The organism is Caballeronia sp. LjRoot31 (genome assembly GCF_964253885.1).
Lineage (GTDB): Bacteria > Pseudomonadota > Gammaproteobacteria > Burkholderiales > Burkholderiaceae > Caballeronia.
Genome location: NZ_CAXURX020000003.1, coordinates 730,295 through 750,336 on the forward strand (window position 1 = coordinate 730,295; position 20,042 = coordinate 750,336).

Genomic DNA, 20,042 nt, shown 5'->3' on the forward strand with positions numbered 1-20,042 from the left:
TACGGCTTGACGCTCCCCCGCTTACCGCAGGAAGATCCCAGCCTCCCGCTCCCGATGCGAACCATGCCCACCCTTCAAGGGCGTGGATTTGCTCCACTGCTGACCTTGCTCTTGTAGAACCCCGGTAGCACCAGCGCATCCGGACTTCTGGCAAGATGCACTCCCTGCTGCACAGCGGCGTTGAACTGAAACGACGTGCTCCACAAGCGGATGCGAGTCCGGAAGAAGTCCGCCCACTGGAATTCGGCAAACGGTTCAGGCGTTTTAATGTAGCCGCCCGCGTTGCGCACAAACGCTGCCAGGCTTCGGTACGGATCGTCTATGAGTCCCGAGACGTTGGACGGAATCGCGGTAACGCCATGCAGGATGCCGTGCTCGTCATAGGGGTGCACCCAGCGCCGGTTTGCCATCTCCAGCCAGAAGGCGTCGCCTTTCAGCTTCGACAGGTCGGCCATGACCTCAACGTAAGCATAATTAATCTGGGCGTCGAATAGCGCCCGCGCAAGGTGATGGTGATCGGTCGCGAAGTGAGTGCCATCCCGGCCCAACACGGCCGGAATAGGCAGGGCCTTCAGCGCGCGCTTCAATTCTTCCGCAGGCAGGGAGGCGAAGTGTTTGCGTTTCTCATCGACTTCCAGCATGCCCGCGGTTATCTGCGTCGGATGGATCTGCTGCAATTCCAGCCTGACTAATTTTTTCATGGTGTGTACGCAGGATTAAAGGGCCAGCGGCAAGCGTAACCGACGCGGTTCCCGCCAACAAGTTTGCGAGGCAGCAGGCGCGGCGCCTGCGTTCGCGTCCTGGTCACTATTCAAACGTGCGTGCTTCGCATTTTTCTTTACATGACTCACCGTCATTTTTCGCGGTTATTGTTATGGAGATGTTATGGAGATGTTGAAGCGCGCTTGGTGTAAATGCTGAGGTCCATGCCGATGAAACCGGTTAGTCTGTGGGCGATCCCGGATAGCGGCGATGATTAACAAATCGAGCGAAAGGCATATGTCAGCATCCGTTGCAAATTCTTCGACCAAAGTGGTCCCAGGTGCACCCGTTTTAATGCTTGGCGCTGTAGGCGTCGTTTTTGGAGACATCGGGACAAGTCCGCTTTACACCCTTAGGGAATGTCTCAAGGCCGCGGGCGGAGCCAGTCAGGTTAATGTGTTTGGCATCGTATCGCTGATCCTTTGGTCGATCCTGATAGTCGTCACGCTGAAGTACGTCAGCTTTGTCATGCGAGCAGGCAATGACGGCGAAGGCGGCATTCTTGCGCTGACCGCGCTGGCATCGGGCGTTGCTCCCGAGCGCTTGCGTAATGTCTTGCTGACGCTGGGCGTGTTCGGTGCGGCCATGTTCTATGGCGACTCCATGATTACGCCGGCTATTTCCGTCATATCGGCGGTGGAAGGCGTGACGCTGATCGATGCTCAGCTCACCGCCTGGATCGTGCCTATTTCATTGGTTATCCTGACGGGTTTGTTCGCCATCCAGAAGCACGGCACCAGTGCTGTGGGGAAGATCTTCGGGCCGGTCATGGTGGTCTGGTTCGTGACCTTGGCCGCGCTGGGTTTGCTTCACATCGTCCAGCATCCGCTCATTCTTGAAGCCGCTTCGCCGACCTTCGCCATATCGTTCGTGGCTCATAGTCCGGGCACCGCGTTCATCGTGCTGGGTTCGGTCTTCCTGGCGCTGACCGGCGGCGAAGCCTTGTATGCGGACATGGGGCACTTCGGTAAAAAGCCGATCCGTCTCGCGTGGATGTTTCTCGTCTGGCCGAGCCTGGTCATGAACTATTTCGGGCAGGGCGCGCTCGTGTTGATGCATCCCGCTACGCTGAAACAACCGTTCTTCGAGTCGGCTCCCGGCTGGGCGCTTGTCCCGCTCGTCATCCTGGCGACGGCGGCAACCATCATCGCGTCGCAAGCGGTGATCTCGGGCGCGTTCTCCATGACGAAGCAAGCCGTGCAGCTTGGTTTCCTGCCGCGCATTCCGATCGTCCATACATCGACGCATGAAATTGGTCAGGTCTATGTACCGTTCATCAATCTCTCGTTGTTCGCGGCGGTCGTGTTCCTGGTGGTGTTCTTCAAATCATCCGATAACCTCGCGTCCGCCTACGGCATTGCGGTGGCTTCCACCATGCTGCTCACCACCCTGTTGATGTATTTCATCACCCATTGCCTCTGGCACTGGAAACCGCTGGCTACGGCGCTTGTTATCGGGCCATTTGCGATTGTCGATGCGGTGTTTGTATCGAGTAACGTCAGCAAGGTGCTCGACGGCGGCTGGTTTCCGCTGCTTGCAGGCGCTACGTTGTTCACGGTCATGACGACCTGGCACAAGGGACGCGAAACGCTGATCGACCGCATGAAAGCGGAGAACCTGCCGCTCAAGGACATCATCCATTCGCTGTGCAGGAGCAGTCATCCGCCGTCGCGCGTTGAAGGCACGGCGGTGTTCCCCGGCGGCGTGGCCGGCATGACTCCGACGGCGTTCATGCATAACCTCAAGCACAACCGTGTGCTGCACAATACGAACATCTTTCTCGCCGGTACGACCGACAACGTGCCCCATGTCAGGGACGCTGACAAGGCCGTGGTGGAGGATCTTGGTGATGGCTGTTATGCGGTCAGGGTGCGTCACGGCTTCATGGAGATTCCCGACGTGCCGGCGCTTCTGACGCTGATCCAGAAGCAGATTCCCGGTTGGACCTATGATGCAGCCGATACCTCGTTCTTCCTCGCCCGCGACACGATTCGTGCTACCGGTGAAAGCAAGGCGATGGCGCTATGGCGCGAGAAGCTGTTCGCGTTTCTTGGGCGGAATGCTGCGCAAGCGGCGGAGTACTATAGTTTGCCGCCTAATCGTGTGGTTGAGTTGGGTGGGCAGATCAATATGTAGGGGTGGGGGGGGCGGTTCTGGGGGTAGCGGTCGGGGTCTATGCCGGGTTGCTGCTTTCAGTGTTAGTGGTCTGCCTGAGTCGGATTTTCTCTTTATCACTATTAGCCACTGTGCGTGGCGGCACGTCATTTCTTTGTCCAAAGCGACAAAGAAACGAAGCAAAGAAAACGCTTTCAACCACGCTACCCTAAGTGTCCACAGCGTGCAGTTTTGATTCATAGGTGCCCCAAAAGCACGGTGCTCGCCAGAGCGAAGGATGTTTGAACCCCTCCTTCTCGCGAATCCTGACACGAACACGCTTCGCCCCGTACGCTCTCGGGCAAGTACAATTGCTAAGGAATCCAAATAGCCTCACACGTATTTACGGTCTCGGTTTTTGGGTGGGTTGGCTCCCCGGTCTACGCGGCTATATTCGTGCGTCACAGCCCGATGCGCATTTACTACTTCAGTTTTTGGTGAGTTTGCCGCACGGCCTAGACAGCTATTTTCGTTTGTTACGGCCACCCGCATCTTTGCGGCTTCGTTTCTTGGCGGGTTGGCTACGAGGTTCGAGACGCGTACAAATTTGGCGGGAGGTTGTCCGCGGATAGCGCGGGGTGCTCCTTGGGCAGGTTCAATCACTGGTGGCGAAGCGTGTGGGTATCGGTGTTCGGAGAAAGAGGGGTTCACACATCCTCCGCTCTGGCGAGCACCGTGCTTTTGGGGCACCTATGAATAGAAACTGCACGCTGTGGACACTTAGGGTAGCGTGGTTAAAAGCGTTTTCTTTGCTTCGTTTCTTTGTCGCTTTGGACAAAGAAATGACGTGCCGCCACGCACAGTGGCTAATAGTGATAAAGAGAATATCCGACTCTCGCAGACCACCACGGCCGAAAGCAGCAACCCGGCATTGACTCCGACCGCTGACCCCAGAACCGACCAACCCGGCACTGACCCCGACCACTAACCCCAGAACCGACCAACCCAGCATTGACCCTGACCGCTACCCCAGAACCGACCACCCCAGCATCAACCAGAACTGCGCGAAGCGTTCGGCACCACCATTTTCGACAACGACGAGAAAGCCTTCGACGCTATCCTGCGCTCGCTTGAAGCATTTGAGCAGACGCCGCACAAGTTCTATCCGTACACCAGCAAGTTCGATGCATTTCTTGCGGGCAAGGCGAAGCTGAACGAAGCGGAAATGCGCGGGCTCGAATTATTCAACGACGAAAAGAAAGGCAATTGCGCCGCATGTCATATCAGCCAGCGCGCGAAAGATGGCTCGCCGCCGCAGTTCAGCGACTTTGGTTTGATTGCGCTGGGTGTGCCGCGCAATCGGGCGTTGCCTATCAATAAGGACCCTAAGTATTTCGACCTCGGCGCGTGCGGTTCGGAACGCCACGATCTTAAGGGCCAGTCGGAGTATTGCGGCATCTTCAGAACACCGTCATTGCGCAATGTGGCCACACGCAAGGTGTTTTTCCATAACGGGATCTATCACTCGCTGGACGAAGCCGTGCGCTTCTATGCTCAACGCGATACGAACCCAGAGAAGTTTTATCCGACTGTTCACGGCAAGGTCCAGAAGTTCGACGACTTGCCTAAGCGCTACTGGGCGAATCTCAATACCGACGCTCCATTCGATCGCAAGCCCGGTGAAAAGCCTGCTCTGGATGAGGCGGAAATCAAGGACGTGGTCGCGTTTTTGAATACGTTGACGGATGGATATCAGGCGGCCAAATAAACCCTGGCGCTTAGCCTTTGGTTGAGCGCTTAGGCTTTAGTGCATCAATCAATGCCCTTAGCTTTGCCTGCGACTGCGTGCGGACCGGGAAATACAAATACAGGCCGTCGCCAGGAGGAGTAAAGGGCAGCAACACTTGTTCGAGTTCGCCTGCGGCCAACTCACGCCTGGCTTCGAAATCCGCGACGTACGCGAGCCCCAGGCCCATGAGAGCAAATTTAATCAAGGCGCCTCGATCATTGACCGTCAGACGGCTGCCGATGTCGATCATGACCTTGCGGCCGTCGACCTGAAAATCCCATCGGTGGACGACGCCTGATTTAACGAAGCGATACTGAATGCCTTCGTGATCCATCAGGTCTTGCGGCGTTCGTGGACGTCCCGCCCTTGCGAAATATGCGGGGCTGCCGACAACCGACCAGACAGCGTCCGGCGTGAGCCGCAAAGCCACCATGTCTTTCGCGAGCGCTTCGCCCAGGCGAATGCCGGCATCTAAGCCACTTTCCACCAGATCCACGGCGCCTTCATCGAGCGTCAGGTCCAGATGCACGTCGGGATGGGCCAGGCGAAATTGTTCGATCATTGGCTCGATCAGCAGCGTGCAGGCAGAACGGGTCATCGTGACGCGTAAGGTACCGGAGGCGTTGTCGCGAAAGCTATTGAGCGCTTCAAACGCACCGTCGATATCTTCAACAGCCGGACGCAGGCGCTCGAACAGCGATACCCCTGCCTCGGTCAACGCGACTCTCCGGGTGGTGCGCTGAAAGAGCGACACGCCGTGACGTCGCTCCAGCAACCGGATCGATTTGCTTACCGCCGTGGGTGAAACCTGCAGGCGAGCGGCCGCGGTCGTGAAACTCTTATGCTCAGCCACCGCCAGGAACATGGCCACGCCGTCCAGAAGATCCTTGTCCATGCACCGCTCCATTATGAACTCTTGGTTCATAGCGAATGTACCTCGATACGCTTTTTCAAGCTGAATCGGATGCGTAGGATTCGCGTCATGGCAACCGGATTCCCGATAGCCGTTCCGACCAGCGAGATTCGAAATGACCCTGCAAACAAGCTTCAAACGCGTCTGGATGATCACCGGCGCATCGCGCGGATTGGGCGCCGAGATCACCGCTGCGGCGCTCGCTCAAGGTGACGCCGTGGTTGCCACGGCACGCAAATCGAGCGCCGTCACCGGCGCACTCGGCTCGCAGCCCGGCCTGTTGGCCGTCGACCTCGATGTCACCAGCGAGTCGGCGGCTCATCAAGCCGTCAAGCTGGCGGTCGAGCATTTCGGCCGCATCGACGTGCTTGTCAACAACGCCGGTTATGGCTTGGCGGGTGCGGTTGAAGAGAGCAGTGCCGAAGAGGTTCGCAGTATTTTCGACACCAACGTGATGGGTTTGCTTAACGTCACGCGCGCCGTGCTGCCGCAAATGCGCAGCCAGCATTCGGGGCATGTGATCAACATGTCGTCGCTTGGCGGCTATCGGGTCGGTGCGGGTTTCGGCGTGTACGGTTCGACCAAGTTTGCAGTAGAGGGACTTTCAGAAGCGCTCCACGCAGAACTTTCGCCGCTCGGCATTCATGTCACGGTCGTCGAACCGGGTTATTTTCGAACGGACTTTCTCGATTCGTCGTCTGTGATGGAAGCGAAGAATGTGATTGCGGACTACGCTGAAACCGCAGGCAAGGTTCGCGTGTCGGCGAGGGCGTACAACCATCAACAGCCAGGAGACCCCAAGCGGCTCGCGCAGGCCCTGCTGGCGCTGGTGTCCGCCGCGAATCCGCCGCTGCGGCTTCAGTTGGGCACGGACGCCTTGACGCGGGTTCGTGAGAAGAACGCGTTTGTCGAGCAGGAGCTTCTGGCCTGGGAGGCGCTGTCACGGTCGACAGATTTTCCCGCGTGAAAAGGCGTCGTGTTCCGTAGTCGGGCGTAGTCTGCCAAGTGGCTTATCATTGCTAAAACCCTCTCCCATGCAGATGGAATGCAGCATAAGGGAGCGGGCCGACTGCTTGCCTATGCGCGTCTCATCAGCGCCCGAGAGGATGGAACATGACTGTATCGAACGATGTAGGGCACGCCGCCACGAGGGATGTCATCACGCGTTTTTATCGCGCTATCGAGCTTGCGGATATACCGCTTCTGCGCACGGCCGTCACTTCCGACTGGCAGTATGTTGCGGGGGCATCGGGACAACCGATCGGCGTGGAGGAGATAGCACCCATGCTTGCAGATCTGCGGCATGCGCTCCCCGATATGAAAATCATCCTGCTCGATGTCCTGATCCACGACGCCATGGTCGGCGTGCGTGCAAAGATCACGGGTACGCAGTCGGGACCGTTCATGGGCATTCCGGCTACGTCCAAGGCGGTCGATTTCGCGATTCATTCTTTCCATGAACTCCGCGATGACCGCATTGCCAAGACGTGGCACATTGAAGACTGGCTGGGCTTGTTCCGGCAGATTGGCGAGTTGCCGCCGGGCCTGACGAACCGTCCCGCTTAGGATGGAGCGCGTTTTCATTACATCAGACTATATTCACGAATTAGGTATTTCCGGCAGGGAGGCCGTAGGGTTTAGCGGAATGCACTAACATTCCTATCCTCCATGGAGGATAGGAATGGAACGGATGGAACTTGACAAGATAGATCGCGCAATCCTGATAGCGATCCAGGCCGATGGCCGTGCGACCAACGCGAGCCTCGCCGACGCAGTTGGCCTTAGCGAAACGCCGTGCGCTCGGCGCCTCAAGCGACTCGAAGCGGAAGGTTACATTGAAGGGTATCGGGCGATCCTGTCCAAATCCGCATTAAAGCTAGGTCTGGTCGCATTTACGCTGGTGCGCTTCGGCGTGCACGACCGGCAACTGGCCGACCGATTCGAGCGCGAAATCCAGGCCATACCGCGCATTGTTTCGTGCCACAACATTTCCGGCAGCGCTGATTATCTGCTGGAGATCATCGCGCGAGATCTGGAGGACTATGGCACGTTCCTCCGTGACGTACTGCGGACGTTGCCAGGCGTGACGGCAGTCGAGTCCACGCTGTCACTACGAGAGGTCAAGCGCCACGCGGGATTGCCGTTGCTTTGAGCGACCCTATCGGCCATTCATCAGGAATGCGAATGAGCCCGCTTGCTACCTATTTACTGTGATGCGGGCTTGTTTGTGTCCGCCGTGGCGGCATTATAAAAACGCACGAGATCGCCCTTGAGCGAATGCAGGGCTGCATCGTCGAGATAGATCATGTGGCCCGTCGGATAATACCTGAGCTGAACATTCGATCGTAGCGACGGGTCCAGTCCCATATGCGCCAGATCGTATTCGGTCTGGAAGAACGGCGTTGCCAGATCGAAGTAGCCGTTGAGCGACAGCACGCGCAGGCGGGGATTTTGCCGTATCGCTTCAGCGAGGTCGCCGGCCGCATACGGTAGCGTAAGTTGCTCCCCCCACCATTCGCGATGTTTCCAGTTCCATTGGCGCAACGCTTCGTCGTTGAATACGCGGTACGTATCTTTCGCGTCGAAATGGAGGTCTTGCGCGAGATGCTCGTGCAAGGCCGCATCGAAGGCGCTCGATACGCTGGTGACCGACGGATCATAGTCGGGATGCTCGGAGGCATCGTCGTAGTCCAGGCCTTCGAATCGCGCATCGTAGCGACCCACGGTACGCGATTCGCTTCTCAGCAATTCCTTGCGAAACCGCGACGGCCAGATTTGCAGCCGCGTCTGCTTGACGTAATTCACATCGAGCCCGGTGTAATGTGCCACACGTGCGGCGATTGCGTCACGCTCCGAATCGGGCAGCGAGTCACCCGCGGCTAACGCTTGCGCGTACGGACCGGAAGCGAACGCGCGGACCTCGTCGACGAACGCCGGCAAGCTCGGTGGCTTGGGTACGATCTTGTCGTGATACCAGGCAATGGCCGCATAGCTCGGCAAGTAGCTCTCGGCCTCCAGATCCGTCCCCGGCGCGTGCGCGCCTGAGTTGAGGATGGAGGACATCAACACGACTCCGTTCAATGCAATGTTGCTCTGGCTCAAACGATATGCAAGCATGGCGGCGCGCGCCGTTCCATACGATTCGCCAAGCAAGTACTTCGGTGAATTCCAGCGCTGGTTCACGCTCAGGTAGCGCTCGATAAAGTGTTCGAACGCGTCGAGGTCTTCATCGACTCCCCAGAAGCGCTTCCCGGTTGCGTGGCCTACGATCCTTGAGAAGCCTGCGCCGGGGGCATCGATGAATACCAGATCGGTGGTGTCGAGGAGACTGTCCGGATTGTCCGAGAGCACGTACGGCGCCGGTGCCGTGATGGCCGGACTCGACGTATGTGCACGCTTGGGTCCGAACGATCCCATCAAAAGGAAGACGCTGCCCGCACCCGGGCCGCCGTTAAAAAGAAACGTGATCGGACGGGTGGCGGTGCTTTTCGTATTCGCGGTGTAGGCGACATAAAAGACGCTGGCCTCAGCCTGGCCCGCGTTGTTGCGCAGAAGCAGGTTGCCGGCAGTGGCCGTGTAGTCGATCTTGCGGCCATCGAGCCTGATTGAATGTTGCGTGACGGACGTGGTTTCCGGCGGGACCGGTATCAGGGTGTCCGCTTTCGTTTCGCTGGCAGCGTCACTGGCTGCCGCTGTTCGCGCGGCGCTTGCGCGGTTGCGGCGAGCAGGGTTGAGGAGCGCATCCGATGCGGCGTGGGCGTTGGCCTGATTGGCCTGAGCAGACGGGGGCACCGCGTCCGCGCGTACGAGTGTTCCGGCAGCCGATGAAGCGGACGCGTCGGGCGACGCCTGCGTGTCGACGGGCGCGGCTGAGGTGTCAGCCGGCGCCGTGCCGGTTTCCTGGGACAAGGCGGCGGACGGACCGGCGGCGAGACCAAGCACGATCAGAGCGCTTACCACTGAATAGAAACAAGGGCGCATCTTAGTCCCGGCAGTTTTTGTTTTCTTTAGGTGCTGCCTGGATTCTCGATAAGCGGACCCGCCACGTCAATAGCGTTGTCCTCATCGGAGTGACGAAGCGCGATCCGTAAGCGCGCATGTAAGTATTTCGAAGCCGTAGTGTTAGCTAAGGCGCTCGCCGGTCATAAGTACTACAAGGTACGACGCAAAGCGAATGATGCTTGAGTGAACCCTTAGCACGTTCCCTGTTCATTCCCTCGATGCCGTTGGACACGAGATCGATTCGCCGATCTGATTACGGTTTCCTATACCTGGGTAAACAGAGAATGGAAGCGCTTTAACTTTCACGCACCGACGCCTCGCGCTGAAATACAACGGTTGGCTTGCCCTTGTAAGTGGTCGTGCGACTTTGCGCGAATGAACATTTCCTGGCGAGTGCAAGCGAGGCCGGATTTTCCGGTGAGATGATGCAGACAATCTCTGCTTTGGGCCACCGTGTATCCGCCCACTGCAACGCGGCACGTACCGCTTCAGTTCCATACCCCTGTCCTTGCGACTCTGACGTCAACATCCATCCAATCTCTGGCGCTTCATCGAATGCCGGGTCGATACCGCGCTTGTATTGCCCGAAGCCGACCTCGCCGATGAACTTGCCGCTGAGCTTCTCGCTGACTACCCAGTAGCCGAATCCCATCAATGACCAGTGCCCTGCGCTTCGAAGAAGACGTGCCCATGCTTCTTCCTTCGTGAAGGCGACGCCGGTGACATGGCGCACGACCGCGAGGTCCGACCACATGGCGTAGATGTCGTCGAAATCGGTTTGTTGCGGTGGACGCAGGAGCAGGCGATCGGTTTCCAGGACGGAGGCGGAATGGGGCATGGTGAAAGCATGTGAGCGTGGATAAGGCCGCGCACGCCGCGTGCAGCGTGACCGGAAACGACCATGGAATATAACCGCTCACGTCAGGACCGCAAGAGACCAGTGGCACATCCTGCACTGACCACCCGTCGCCTCAAGCCATCACGCCGCTATGCTCCGACACCAGCATCTCGATCAACGCGCTCAGGTCGCGCGTGGCTTCGTTACGCATGGTCGGCGCAACATGAAGCTCCAGTTCGGCCGGCGGCAGCGCCGGCAGACCGTCCGTGTCGCCGAACGTGCGCCAGCACGCGGGCAGCGTCCGACGATCGATGATCGTCACCGCCGCACCGTGATTCACCGCAATGCGGATTCCCGTCGGACTCTGGCTCGTATATACGAGTTGATAATCACGCCCGATCGCGGTCAGCGCCTGCAATCCCCGTTGCCGATAAGTACAACTTTCGTCGAAGAGAGCGAGCGGCACTGGCGCATCCGCGCACAACACAAAATCGCGATGTGCTGCCCACACCAGTTCCTGACGCGCCAGGGGTTTTCCCCCAGCACGCTCGCCATGCCGCACGACCAGCGCCAGATCGAGTTCGCCGGCACCCAGCCGCTCCAGCAATTCCAGCGACGTCCGGCAATGAATATGCGGCCGCGCGCCGGGGCGCAACGCATAAAACGCCCGCAGCAATTCCGGTAGCCATAGCTCGGCATAATCTTCCGGCAGCCCGAAACGAATCACATTGCCGCGGCTGCCGCGCGTCAGCGACGCAATCGCTTCGTTTTGTACCTGCAATATCCGCCGTGCGTGGATCAGGAAATTCTCGCCATCGCTTGAGAGCGCGAAATGACGGCTATTGCGCATGAACAGGTGCGCGCCAAGCCGTTCCTCAAGCGTCCGGATACGCAGGCTGATGGTCGATTGCGTTCGATGAAGCTGGCGCGCCGCCGCTGTAAAACCCCCGCTTTCAGCCACTACTACAAACGCACGCACGAGTTCCGCATCGAGTGAAGCGATCTTGGACCAATCGGGCTCGCTAATGGAATCCATCGGAAATACTCGCTTTCCAAAAGAAATTGGCCGCCAAAAGATCGGGCCGCTGTTTGCAGATTGTGTTCGCAGATTGTTGTTGAAGTCGACTCGTAAATCCACTCGCCAAAATATCGATTTGGAGCCTGCCTTGGTCTCTCCGTTTCACTTGCCGATGCCGAATGCCTGGATCTCGGCGATATCGTCAACACCGGCCGCTATCCCCTGCATGACCCGGACAGCCCCGCCTGAACGAACTGGTGGCTGGCTGCCGCGCCGAGCTGCACGGCTTCCTGCGCCCGGAGACGCTGGGGCGGGCGCGCAACGAGGGTCGTGCGCTGGCCGCGAAAACCTACTTTTCAACCCGTAAGGTGAACCCCTACTTTACCGCCGACGACCGAGCGCTGTCCGCCGCCGATCCACGCCGTATCTTCATGGACCGCACCAGCGGTTTTGTGACACGCGACTTGATTCCGGCGGACGCGATCGTGCATCGCATCTATGTCGCCGAGGCGATGAAACGGTTCGTGGCGAATTGCTCTCGGCTTATCCGTGCGAGGATCAGGCCAGGTTGCTGGCCTGATCCTCGCACACGACGCGTCATGAACATCGATAACGCCGGTTCGTCGAGCGGCGCGCTGAACGCGTCGCATAGCAGGATCGGCTTTGCCGCCCGCAGCAATCCTCACATCTTGATGACATCCATCACGGTCTTCTTCTTGTCCTTGAACTGATAGATCGTGATGGCTGCGTCCTTGAGATCACCATGCGGATCGAACGCAATGCGGCCGATCACGCCGTCATACTGAGTCGATGGCATCGCGGCAAGCACCTTGGTGCGCTCGGCCGAGTCGGCGCGTTTCATCGCGTTGTAGATCACGTAGACGGCGTCATAGGTGAACGGCGCGTACGCGTCGATCGGCGTATTGAAACGTGCCGTATAGCGCTTTTCGAAGTCCTGTCCCTTGGGCATCTTCGACAGTGCCAGGCCCGCCTCCGAACAGGTCACGTTGCCGATCGCGTCGCCGGCCAGATCGATCATCTTCTCCGTGCATGCACCGTCGCCGCCGAGCACCTTCGCTGTGATCCCGAGATTGCTCGCTTGCTTGGCCAACGGTCCGGCGGTGGCGTCCGAGCCGCCGTACATGATGACGTCGGGACGCAAGCCCTTTATCTTCGTCAGGATCGCGCGGAAATCGGTTGCCTTGTCGTTGGTCGCTTCGCGCGTGACGATCGTGCTGCCGTTCGCTTTCGCGGCTTTTTCGAATTCATCGGCGAGGCCCTGACCGTAGGCGGTCGAGTCGTCGATGATCGCAATGCGCTTCGCATGCAGCGAGTCGAGCGCGTAATGGGCGAGCGCGGGTCCCTGAAGCGCGTCGGTAGCGACTACGCGAAACGTGGTCTTGTATCCCTGCAACGTGTACGTGGGGTTGGTCGAACCTTGCGAGATCTGCACAATGCCTGCTTCGCTGTAGATCTTCGACGCAGGGATCGAGACGCCCGAATTGATGTCGCCCACGACGGCCACCACACCGTCATCCACCAGCTTCTGCGCGACCTGCGTGCCGGTGCGAGGGTCGGCGGCATCGTCCTGGGAGTCGAGCTGGAATCTGACTGGCTTGCCGCCGATCACCGGGTGCTGGGCATTGATCTCGTCGATCGCCAGCCGGGCAGCATTTTCGCTGTCCTTGCCCATATGGGAAAGCTGCCCGGTCAGGGGCGCAGCGTGGCCGATCAGGACGATGGCTGGATCGGCTGCATAGCTCGGTCCCCCGACCATCAGAAAGACCGCTGCGGCGAGGGCGGAGCAGGCGGGACGGGAGAAACGAAGCGGGGCGGAAGAGGAAATCACGAGCGGATCCTTGGGGCTTGGAGAGTGAGCGGAGGCAGATGTGTTCATCGAACGCGACCGGCAACACGGGCGGCGAATGAGGCTCAGTATTCAAACGCCAATTTGCCCCGTCCAGCGACTAATTCTGTTGGCCGGCAATAAACAAATCTAATGCCTCGCTGAATGGCATGAGTCGGCCGAGCCTGGCGCCCGGTCATCGCTCTCATTCGACATGGGCCAATGCGTCGACCATGTAGCGATGCCGGAGGCTCCGTCCCAGCACCGGATCATGTAGTTCGAGCTCGTAGCCCTCGCCTGCGCTTAGTTCACCGAGCACGGCTTGCGTGCCGCAAAACATCGCCGATCCGGGCGGCATGGCGCCCGCACCGAAACCTCGTTCAATCAGCGCGTCCGGATGCAGCAAGCGGGCGAGCGTGCCCTCCTGGTACAGCACGGAGTCGGCATCACCGTCGATCCGCCAACTGCGGGCGATCAGCGAATCCCAGTGCGAGGCGACATCGGAGTAACGCCAGAGCGCGGCGCTTACCGGCTTGGCACACATCTGCTTCGATACGGCAACGTCGTAGCTTTCCACCCGCCGGTCGGTGTGGTCGGACCCTATGCCGACGAGCAAGCCGTCGCTGGCGGTCTGGATCAGCACGACCTCGACCTCGCCGGATGAGTGCGCGCCCACGACATCGATTGCGTCCTCGGTCGTCAGCAACGCCGACGCGACCCTATAGAACGTTGGCACCGACGCAGGACGTTTGACGCCCAGCGCTTCCAGTTCCCGGATATGGTGCTCGACGTCGCGCGCATCGCGTCCCGCCCAGCCGGCGATGGCCAGGCGGCTCACCGTTACCTCGATAACCTCGGTACTCGCGCCGCCATCGATCCTGCATTCAAGTGTCTTCATCAAAACCTTTCACCCGTTGAATTCAATGAATGACAGTCTTGAAGAAGGGCGCTGCGATGTCCAACAAGTAAATGTGGACCCACGTGGTCACTTTTTCTTGTCACGCGGGAATTCTTCCAGCGATAAACTGACGGGATTGATTCGGTCGATACCCGCCGCTTCGCCACTCAACGCAACAGCCGGGGTGCGCCATGAATGTCCGCTTTCTCGAAACGTTTGTATGGCTCGCCAAGTTGCGCAACTTCCGGATGACGGCCGAGCACCTGCACGCGACCCAGGCCGCCATCTCCAGCCGAATATCTGCCCTGGAGCAGGAGTTCGGCGTACGTCTGTTCGACCGGGGCCCGCGCGATGTGACGCTCACGCAGGAAGGCACCAAGGCGCTTGCGTTCGCGGAGCAAATCCTGAAGCTGAACCGCGACATGCTCGCGAGCGTCAGTGACCGTTCCAAAGTCGCGGGGCTGCTGAGGCTGGGTGTGATCGAGTCGGTCGTGCATACATGGCTGCCGAATCTGCTGAAGCGGGTACGGGAGGCGTACCCGAACCTGACGATCGAACTCACGTCCGACACCACGGCCAATCTTTCCGGACATCTCGTCAACGGCAATGTCGACGTCGCGTTGATGACCACGAACGTTACCGGCAGCGACGCCGTCAACATTCCGCTCGGGACACTCCCCATGCGATGGGTGGCGAGCCCTTCACTGAATCTATCGGCTGAAGCGCTTTCGGAGGCCGAACTGGCCGCGTTTCCCATCGTCAGTTTTGCGCGGCACTCGGCGCCGCATGGGTTCCTCACCGAGTTGTTCTCGGCCAACGGCGAGACCACCGTCCAGATCAATTGTGTCTCGTCGGTGGCCGCGATCATCCGTCTCGTCCTGGATGGCTTCGGCATAGCCGTGCTGCCGACCGCCTTTGTCATGCACGAATTGCAGTCGGGCCGGCTGCAATTGCTGCAGGTGACGCACCGCGTTCCGGCGCTCCCGCTCGTCGCCACGTTCAGGCGCAGCCCGGACAGCCTGCTGTGCGAATCCATCACGCGCCTCGCGTTGCAGGTCGTGCGCGATTTCAGTCTCGCCAACGGCCCCGAGTTCGCGCTGTTCCCCAACACGGGTGATACGCCGATTTCACTGTCAAGCCTCCGTTCCCCGTTACATCCAGACGCCTTGCCGAAAAATGCCGACTGATCCTTATCCTCCTATCCCTTCCCTCACGATCGAACCGCTCAGCGCCGAGGCCTTCAACGCCTATGGCTGGATGCTGGGGAAACCGCTTAAAAACGACGGCCACGCTCCCGCGTACACCAGTCCGGCCTCGGATTTCTGGCGCGAACATCTCTTCGATACTGGCGTGACCGGCGAGACGGAAGTCCTGTGGGTCAAGTACAGGAACGCTGACGAAACGATCGCAAGCCTCGAAGCCCATTGGCTGACGCAGCAAGCCATCGTGCCGCTGACTGCGCCTGTCATTCAGGTCGTTGCAACGAGTACGGAGGGCGGCCAACCCGATATGGAGTCGCTGCGTGCGTTTTGGGTGCCGCAGGGTGAGGGTATCTGCATGCGGCCGCACTGCTGGCACGCAACGCGGGTGCTTCGTGGCGAGTCGACGTGCCTGATGCTCACCCGGCGCTCGACGACCTACGATCTGGTGGTCCATCTGGAGACGGGAGCGCCCGCCTGCGAGAGCGCAATCAAGTCGATCCCGACGCATAAGCTGACGAGTCTATAACCATCAGGACCGCGTCCCCTCAAGCGCGCTTCAACCGCTCCGGCTTACCCATCGCCGCCAACTGATCGTCGTGTGTCTTTCGCAGTATGTCGACGAATTCCATGGTCAGACGAGCCCGCGGCTGATGCGGGGGGAAAAGCAGATAAGTGGGAAACAGGACCGCTGGGGTGAATGGGCGGATCTCGATGCCAGGACCGGCAAAATCCTGCGCAACGATAGGATGCGACAGCGTGACGCCCATGCCGCAACGAACCATCTCGCAGCAGATGGCCGCGTATTGGGCCTCGATTGCCAGCACCCGTTCAACGCCGGCGCGCTCGAAAACCTCGTCCATTTGGGCGCGCGTGCCGTCGCCATGACACAACGATATGTACGGCTCACCCTGAAAATCCTTTGGCTTGAGCGATGCCTTCTTCGCCAGCCGATGTCCCGCAGGCAGCACGCATACCGCCGCCACCTTCGATAACAACTCGACCTCGCAATTGGACGCCTCGCTGGGATAGATCGCGACGCCGAGGTCGCAGAACTGCGAACTCGTCCAGTGATTGACGGTGCCTGAGGTGTTCACGTGCAGCGAGATGGTGACTTCCGGATGCAACGCCTGGAAGCGCTGGATTGCGTGCGGCACCAGCGTCATTCCCGCCGACGGCATGGCTGCAATGCGCAATCTCCCGGTCCCCAGGTTCTTGATCTGAGCCGCGGCATTGGTGAGCCCCTGCAGGCCCACGTAAGCGCGTTCCACTTCGCGAAAAAACGCATTGCCCTCGCTGGTTGGAATCAGCCGCACGCCGCTGCGCTGGAACAGCAGTAGTCCGGTTTCGCGTTCGAGCTGGGTGATCAGGCGGCTGATATTGGGCTGCGACGTGAACAATTCCTTCGCCGCCGCGGTCATGGAGCCTGCCAGCATGACCGCCCGGAATGCCTCTATATGCTTAAGATTCATTGAGTGAGACCCATATCATCCATGTATGGATAGTTATTTTATTCTTATTGGACGATATGCCCTGCGGCGAACAAAATAATTTCGCTTGGGGGCCACATTCCTCAACCGTCCGACCCGCATAGTCTGGAGAATCGCACATGAAACAACAGCAGCAAACCCGTTGCTCGCCGTCTTCTCGTTCGTATTTGCGGCCGCTGGTGGCCGCGCTCGGCTGTGCCGGGGCGTTGTCGGGATCGTTGTTGGCGCACGCTGAAACCACGCTCTACGTGGCGAACGTCGGTGGCTCGAACGAGACCATGTATCGCGAGAAGATCATCCCGCCGTTCGAGAAAGCGCACGACGTCAAGATCGTCTACGTTGCCGGTAATTCCAGCGACACGCTCGCGAAACTGCAAGCGCAAAAAGGGCATCAGCAGATCAACGTCGCGGTGATGGATGACGGCCCGATGTACCAGGCGATGCAGATGGGTTTGTGCGCGAAGGTCGAGGACGCGCCGGTGATGAAGGACCTGTATCCGCTTGCGCATCTTGGCCCCACTTCGGTGGGTGTCGGCATGGTCGCGACGGGCATTGGTTACAACGCCGATGCATTCAAGAAGATGGGCTTGCCCGCGCCGGATTCCTGGAACGTGCTGTACGACAAGCGCCTGAAGGGCAAGCTCGGCATGCCGCCTATCACCAACACTTACGGCCTGCATGCGCTTGTCATGCTGGCGCGTTTGAATGGTGGCGGCGAGAAGAACATCGACCCGGGTTTCACCGCGATGACCAAGCAGGTCGCGCCGGACGTGTTGTCGTGGGCACCGACGCCGGGTGAGATGGACGGTCTGATGCAAAGCGGCGACGTGATCCTCGCACCGTATGGCAGCGGCCGCGCGGTTGCGCTGCAAAACACCGGTTTCCCGCTGAAGTTCTTCTACCCGAAAGAGGGCGGCGTCGCGCTGCAGGTTGGCGCTTGCGCGGTGGCTGAGAACGCGCAGCCCGCGTTGTCGCAGCAGTTCATCCAGTACCTGTTGAGCCCGCAAGTGCAGGTGATCCAGGCGCAGGCGATCGGACTCGGCCCGGTCAACAAGACCGTACAACTGACACCGGAAGTGGCGGCGCGCGTGCCGTATGGTCCCGAGCAGATTTCGAAGCTGGTCGCGATGGACTGGGCGACGATCAATCAGCACAGGACTGAGTGGACCGAACGCTGGAATCGCAGCGTGGAGCGGTGAGCCGCGCGCCTAGCTTCAAACACCGACCGCCGACTTCAACCCACGGACGCACATGAGCTTTCTGACCCTCAAAGGCATCTCGAAGCGCTACGGCGACTTCACCGCGATCGAGCAGATCGACCTTGACGTCGAACGTGGTGAGTTCCTGTCGCTGCTTGGTCCCTCTGGTTGCGGCAAGACCACGACCTTGCAGATGATCGCGGGTTTTGTTACGCCGACCACCGGCACCATCCTCCTCGACGGCCGCGATATCACGCATGAACGGCCCGAGAAGCGCGGCATGGGCGTTGTGTTCCAGAGCTATGCGTTGTTTCCGCATATGACGGTGAACGGCAATGTCGGCTTCGGTCTGGAGATGCGCAACATGAAACGCGCGGCACGCGCCGAACGCGTGGCCGAAGCGCTCGACCTGGTGCGTCTTAACGGACTGGGCGGGCGTTATCCAAAAGAGTTGTCGGGCGGCCAGCGGCAACGCGTTGCGATTGCCCGCGCGCTCGCGATGCGTCCCGAACTATTGTTGCTGGACGAACCGATGTCCAACCTCGACGCCAAGCTGCGTGAGGAAATGCACATCGAATTGCGGTCGATACAAAAGCGACTGGGTATTACCACTATTCTCGTCACGCACGATCAGGTCGAAGCCATGACGATGAGCGATCGTATTGCGGTGATGCATCGCGGAGTGATTGCTCAGTTGAGCACACCGTTCGAAGCGTACGAGCGGCCGGAGACGCCGTTTGCATCGGCGTTTCTTGGCAAGACCAATTTGCTGCCGGGCGCGGTTTTGCGCCGCAACGCGCGCTGTGCTGAAGTCGATGTAGCGGGCATCACGCTCAAGGTGCCGCACGAAGGCCGCCATGTTCAGGGCGAGGTGAACGTGTATATCCGTCCGGAGAAGGTTCATCTCGCAGTCATCGATACAGCGGGTGTCCGCACCATGGGCCGCATTACCACGCGCGTATTCACCGGCAACCAGTGGCTTTTGCTGATCGATACCGGCCTTGGGCAACTGAGCGTGGCCCAGCCGAACAACGGCGCACCGCCGCCGGATGAGGGCACGGAAGTGGGTGTGGCGTGGTCGGACGACGACTTGCGCGTGCTTCAGAAGGAGGGGCACCATGGCCACGCTTGACAACGAACGCGCGGGTGCGGCCCCGTGGCTCCTGTCCGCCCCCGCGTTGCTGTTGTTCGGCAGCTTGCTGCTGGTGCCGCTGCTTTTGACGCTCGTGTTGTCCTTCCACGTATTCAGCGACAGCCAGGGCACACTCGCGACCTACACGCTGCGCAACTACCTCGAAGTCATCACCGATCCCTACTACGGCGCAATCTTCGCCCGCACCGCGGGAATGGCGTTCACGGTGACCTTCCTCTGCATTTTGCTTGGCGTGCCCGAGACCATCGTGCTCGCGCGGATGAAGCGGCCGTGGCAGTCCATCTGCCTGCTGGTCGTGCTCGGTCCGCTGCTGATATCGGTCGTCGTGCGCACGCTCGGCTGGCAAATCCTGCTTGGAAATAACGGTGTACTGAACAATGCGTTGCAGGCGCTTCACATCACGTCGGAGCCTATCCGCCTTGTCTTCACCATGACCGGAGTTGTGATTGCATTGACGCATGTACTGGTGCCCTTCATGGTGATGTCGGTATGGGCGACGTTGCAGAAGCTGGACCCGCAGGTGGAATGGGCCGGGCGGTCCATGGGCGCCTCGCCGTTCCGTGTGTTCCGGCGTGTAGTGCTGCCGCAGATCCTTCCCGGCGTGCTGTCCGGATCGATCATTGTGTTCGCGCTGTCCGCATCGGCGTTCGCGACACCCGCGTTGATCGGTGGACGGCGTCTGAAAGTGGTCGCGACCGCCGCGTACGACGAGTTCCTCGGTACGCTGAACTGGCCTCTCGGGGCGACAATCGCCGTCCTGTTGCTGATTGCCAACGTGGCAATCGTGCTGGGCTGCAGTCGCCTCGCCGAGCGCCGTTTCAAGCACATCTTCGATTAAACC

General features: G+C 59.6%; 18 protein-coding genes and 1 pseudogene. 11 read left to right on the top strand and 8 right to left on the bottom strand.

Annotated features, from left to right (window positions below):
* Nucleotides 1-74 precede the first annotated feature (74 nt).
* A complete protein-coding gene (locus ACSQ8V_RS32050) occupies nucleotides 75-701 on the bottom strand; it encodes a ParB-like protein (RefSeq protein WP_436208485.1) in 627 nt (208 codons plus the stop codon).
* A gap of 298 nt (nucleotides 702-999) precedes the next feature.
* On the opposite strand from ACSQ8V_RS32050, the gene ACSQ8V_RS32055 reads away from it, so the two are divergent.
* Both ACSQ8V_RS32055 and ACSQ8V_RS32060 read left to right on the top strand, forming a co-directional pair.
* A complete protein-coding gene (locus tag ACSQ8V_RS32055) occupies nucleotides 1,000-2,898 on the top strand; it encodes a potassium transporter Kup (protein ID WP_213769209.1) in 1,899 nt (632 codons plus the stop codon).
* A gap of 1,015 nt (nucleotides 2,899-3,913) precedes the next feature.
* Nucleotides 3,914-4,624: pseudogene (locus ACSQ8V_RS32060) on the top strand (cytochrome-c peroxidase); the annotation flags it as partial.
* Between the two features lie 10 nt (nucleotides 4,625-4,634).
* Here the strand turns inward: ACSQ8V_RS32060 and ACSQ8V_RS32065 are convergent.
* Nucleotides 4,635-5,714: a LysR family transcriptional regulator gene (locus ACSQ8V_RS32065; protein ID WP_436208486.1), complete on the bottom strand. Its 1,080-nt coding sequence runs from the start codon at nucleotides 5,712-5,714 to the stop codon at nucleotides 4,635-4,637.
* On the opposite strand from ACSQ8V_RS32065, the gene ACSQ8V_RS32070 reads away from it, so the two are divergent.
* The 3 genes from ACSQ8V_RS32070 to ACSQ8V_RS32080 all read left to right on the top strand — a co-directional run bounded on the left by ACSQ8V_RS32070 (nucleotide 5,674) and on the right by ACSQ8V_RS32080 (nucleotide 7,710).
* Nucleotides 5,674-6,525: an oxidoreductase gene (locus ACSQ8V_RS32070; RefSeq protein ID WP_436208487.1), complete on the top strand. Its 852-nt coding sequence runs from the start codon at nucleotides 5,674-5,676 to the stop codon at nucleotides 6,523-6,525. The two genes, ACSQ8V_RS32065 and ACSQ8V_RS32070, sit on opposite strands and share 41 nt — an antisense overlap.
* Before the next feature lie 146 nt (nucleotides 6,526-6,671).
* Nucleotides 6,672-7,124, top strand: coding sequence for an ester cyclase (locus ACSQ8V_RS32075; protein ID WP_213768041.1), 453 nt, complete (start codon nucleotides 6,672-6,674; stop codon nucleotides 7,122-7,124).
* A gap of 124 nt (nucleotides 7,125-7,248) precedes the next feature.
* Nucleotides 7,249-7,710 (top strand): Lrp/AsnC family transcriptional regulator, encoded by a 462-nt coding sequence (locus ACSQ8V_RS32080; protein ID WP_436209224.1) that lies wholly within the window; start codon nucleotides 7,249-7,251, stop codon nucleotides 7,708-7,710.
* Nucleotides 7,711-7,763: 53 nt separating this feature from the next.
* On the opposite strand, the gene ACSQ8V_RS32085 is transcribed toward ACSQ8V_RS32080, so the two are convergent.
* From ACSQ8V_RS32085 to ACSQ8V_RS32095, 3 genes are all read right to left on the bottom strand, one after another.
* Nucleotides 7,764-9,539 carry a S10 family peptidase gene (locus tag ACSQ8V_RS32085; protein WP_436208488.1) on the bottom strand — a complete coding sequence of 592 codons (1,776 nt, stop codon included), beginning with the start codon at nucleotides 9,537-9,539 and terminating at the stop codon, nucleotides 7,764-7,766.
* Nucleotides 9,540-9,855: 316 nt separating this feature from the next.
* On the bottom strand, nucleotides 9,856-10,398 hold the full coding sequence (locus tag ACSQ8V_RS32090) for a GNAT family N-acetyltransferase (RefSeq protein ID WP_436208489.1): 543 nt from the start codon (nucleotides 10,396-10,398) through the stop codon (nucleotides 9,856-9,858).
* A gap of 133 nt (nucleotides 10,399-10,531) precedes the next feature.
* The gene (locus ACSQ8V_RS32095) at nucleotides 10,532-11,434 is read right to left on the bottom strand and encodes a LysR substrate-binding domain-containing protein (RefSeq protein ID WP_213768045.1); all 903 of its coding nucleotides are present in this window, start codon (nucleotides 11,432-11,434) and stop codon (nucleotides 10,532-10,534) included.
* A 239-nt stretch (nucleotides 11,435-11,673) separates the two neighbouring features.
* On the opposite strand from ACSQ8V_RS32095, the gene ACSQ8V_RS32100 reads away from it, so the two are divergent.
* Complete coding sequence (locus ACSQ8V_RS32100; protein WP_436208490.1) at nucleotides 11,674-12,147, top strand: hypothetical protein; 474 nt, start codon at nucleotides 11,674-11,676, stop codon at nucleotides 12,145-12,147.
* Here ACSQ8V_RS32100 and ACSQ8V_RS32105 read toward each other — a convergent pair.
* Both ACSQ8V_RS32105 and ACSQ8V_RS32110 read right to left on the bottom strand, forming a co-directional pair.
* Nucleotides 12,099-13,193 carry a branched-chain amino acid ABC transporter substrate-binding protein gene (locus ACSQ8V_RS32105; protein WP_436209225.1) on the bottom strand — a complete coding sequence of 365 codons (1,095 nt, stop codon included), beginning with the start codon at nucleotides 13,191-13,193 and terminating at the stop codon, nucleotides 12,099-12,101. The two genes, ACSQ8V_RS32100 and ACSQ8V_RS32105, sit on opposite strands and share 49 nt — an antisense overlap.
* Nucleotides 13,194-13,467: 274 nt before the next feature.
* Entirely contained in the window at nucleotides 13,468-14,160 is a 693-nt protein-coding gene (locus ACSQ8V_RS32110; protein ID WP_436208491.1) for a DUF2848 domain-containing protein, read from the bottom strand.
* 191 nt (nucleotides 14,161-14,351) lie between these two features.
* On the opposite strand from ACSQ8V_RS32110, the gene ACSQ8V_RS32115 reads away from it, so the two are divergent.
* Together ACSQ8V_RS32115 and ACSQ8V_RS32120 are read left to right on the top strand one after the other, a co-directional pair.
* Complete coding sequence (locus tag ACSQ8V_RS32115; protein WP_436208492.1) at nucleotides 14,352-15,347, top strand: LysR family transcriptional regulator; 996 nt, start codon at nucleotides 14,352-14,354, stop codon at nucleotides 15,345-15,347.
* Complete coding sequence (locus tag ACSQ8V_RS32120) at nucleotides 15,337-15,888, top strand: ureidoglycolate lyase (RefSeq protein WP_436208493.1); 552 nt, start codon at nucleotides 15,337-15,339, stop codon at nucleotides 15,886-15,888. Before ACSQ8V_RS32115 ends, ACSQ8V_RS32120 begins: the two co-directional genes overlap by 11 nt.
* A gap of 19 nt (nucleotides 15,889-15,907) precedes the next feature.
* Here the strand turns inward: ACSQ8V_RS32120 and ACSQ8V_RS32125 are convergent, their stop codons facing one another.
* The gene (locus ACSQ8V_RS32125) at nucleotides 15,908-16,831 is read right to left on the bottom strand and encodes a LysR substrate-binding domain-containing protein (RefSeq protein WP_213768051.1); all 924 of its coding nucleotides are present in this window, start codon (nucleotides 16,829-16,831) and stop codon (nucleotides 15,908-15,910) included.
* 137 nt (nucleotides 16,832-16,968) lie between these two features.
* On the opposite strand from ACSQ8V_RS32125, the gene ACSQ8V_RS32130 reads away from it, so the two are divergent.
* Genes ACSQ8V_RS32130 through ACSQ8V_RS32140 form a run of 3 tightly spaced genes read left to right on the top strand, consistent with a single transcriptional unit; the run spans nucleotide 16,969 to nucleotide 20,039 of the window.
* Nucleotides 16,969-18,048 (top strand): ABC transporter substrate-binding protein, encoded by a 1,080-nt coding sequence (locus tag ACSQ8V_RS32130; RefSeq protein WP_213768052.1) that lies wholly within the window; start codon nucleotides 16,969-16,971, stop codon nucleotides 18,046-18,048.
* Between the two features lie 52 nt (nucleotides 18,049-18,100).
* Nucleotides 18,101-19,180: an ABC transporter ATP-binding protein gene (locus tag ACSQ8V_RS32135; protein ID WP_436208494.1), complete on the top strand. Its 1,080-nt coding sequence runs from the start codon at nucleotides 18,101-18,103 to the stop codon at nucleotides 19,178-19,180.
* Complete coding sequence (locus ACSQ8V_RS32140) at nucleotides 19,167-20,039, top strand: ABC transporter permease (RefSeq protein WP_436208495.1); 873 nt, start codon at nucleotides 19,167-19,169, stop codon at nucleotides 20,037-20,039. Before ACSQ8V_RS32135 ends, ACSQ8V_RS32140 begins: the two co-directional genes overlap by 14 nt.
* Nucleotides 20,040-20,042: the final 3 nt, after the last annotated feature.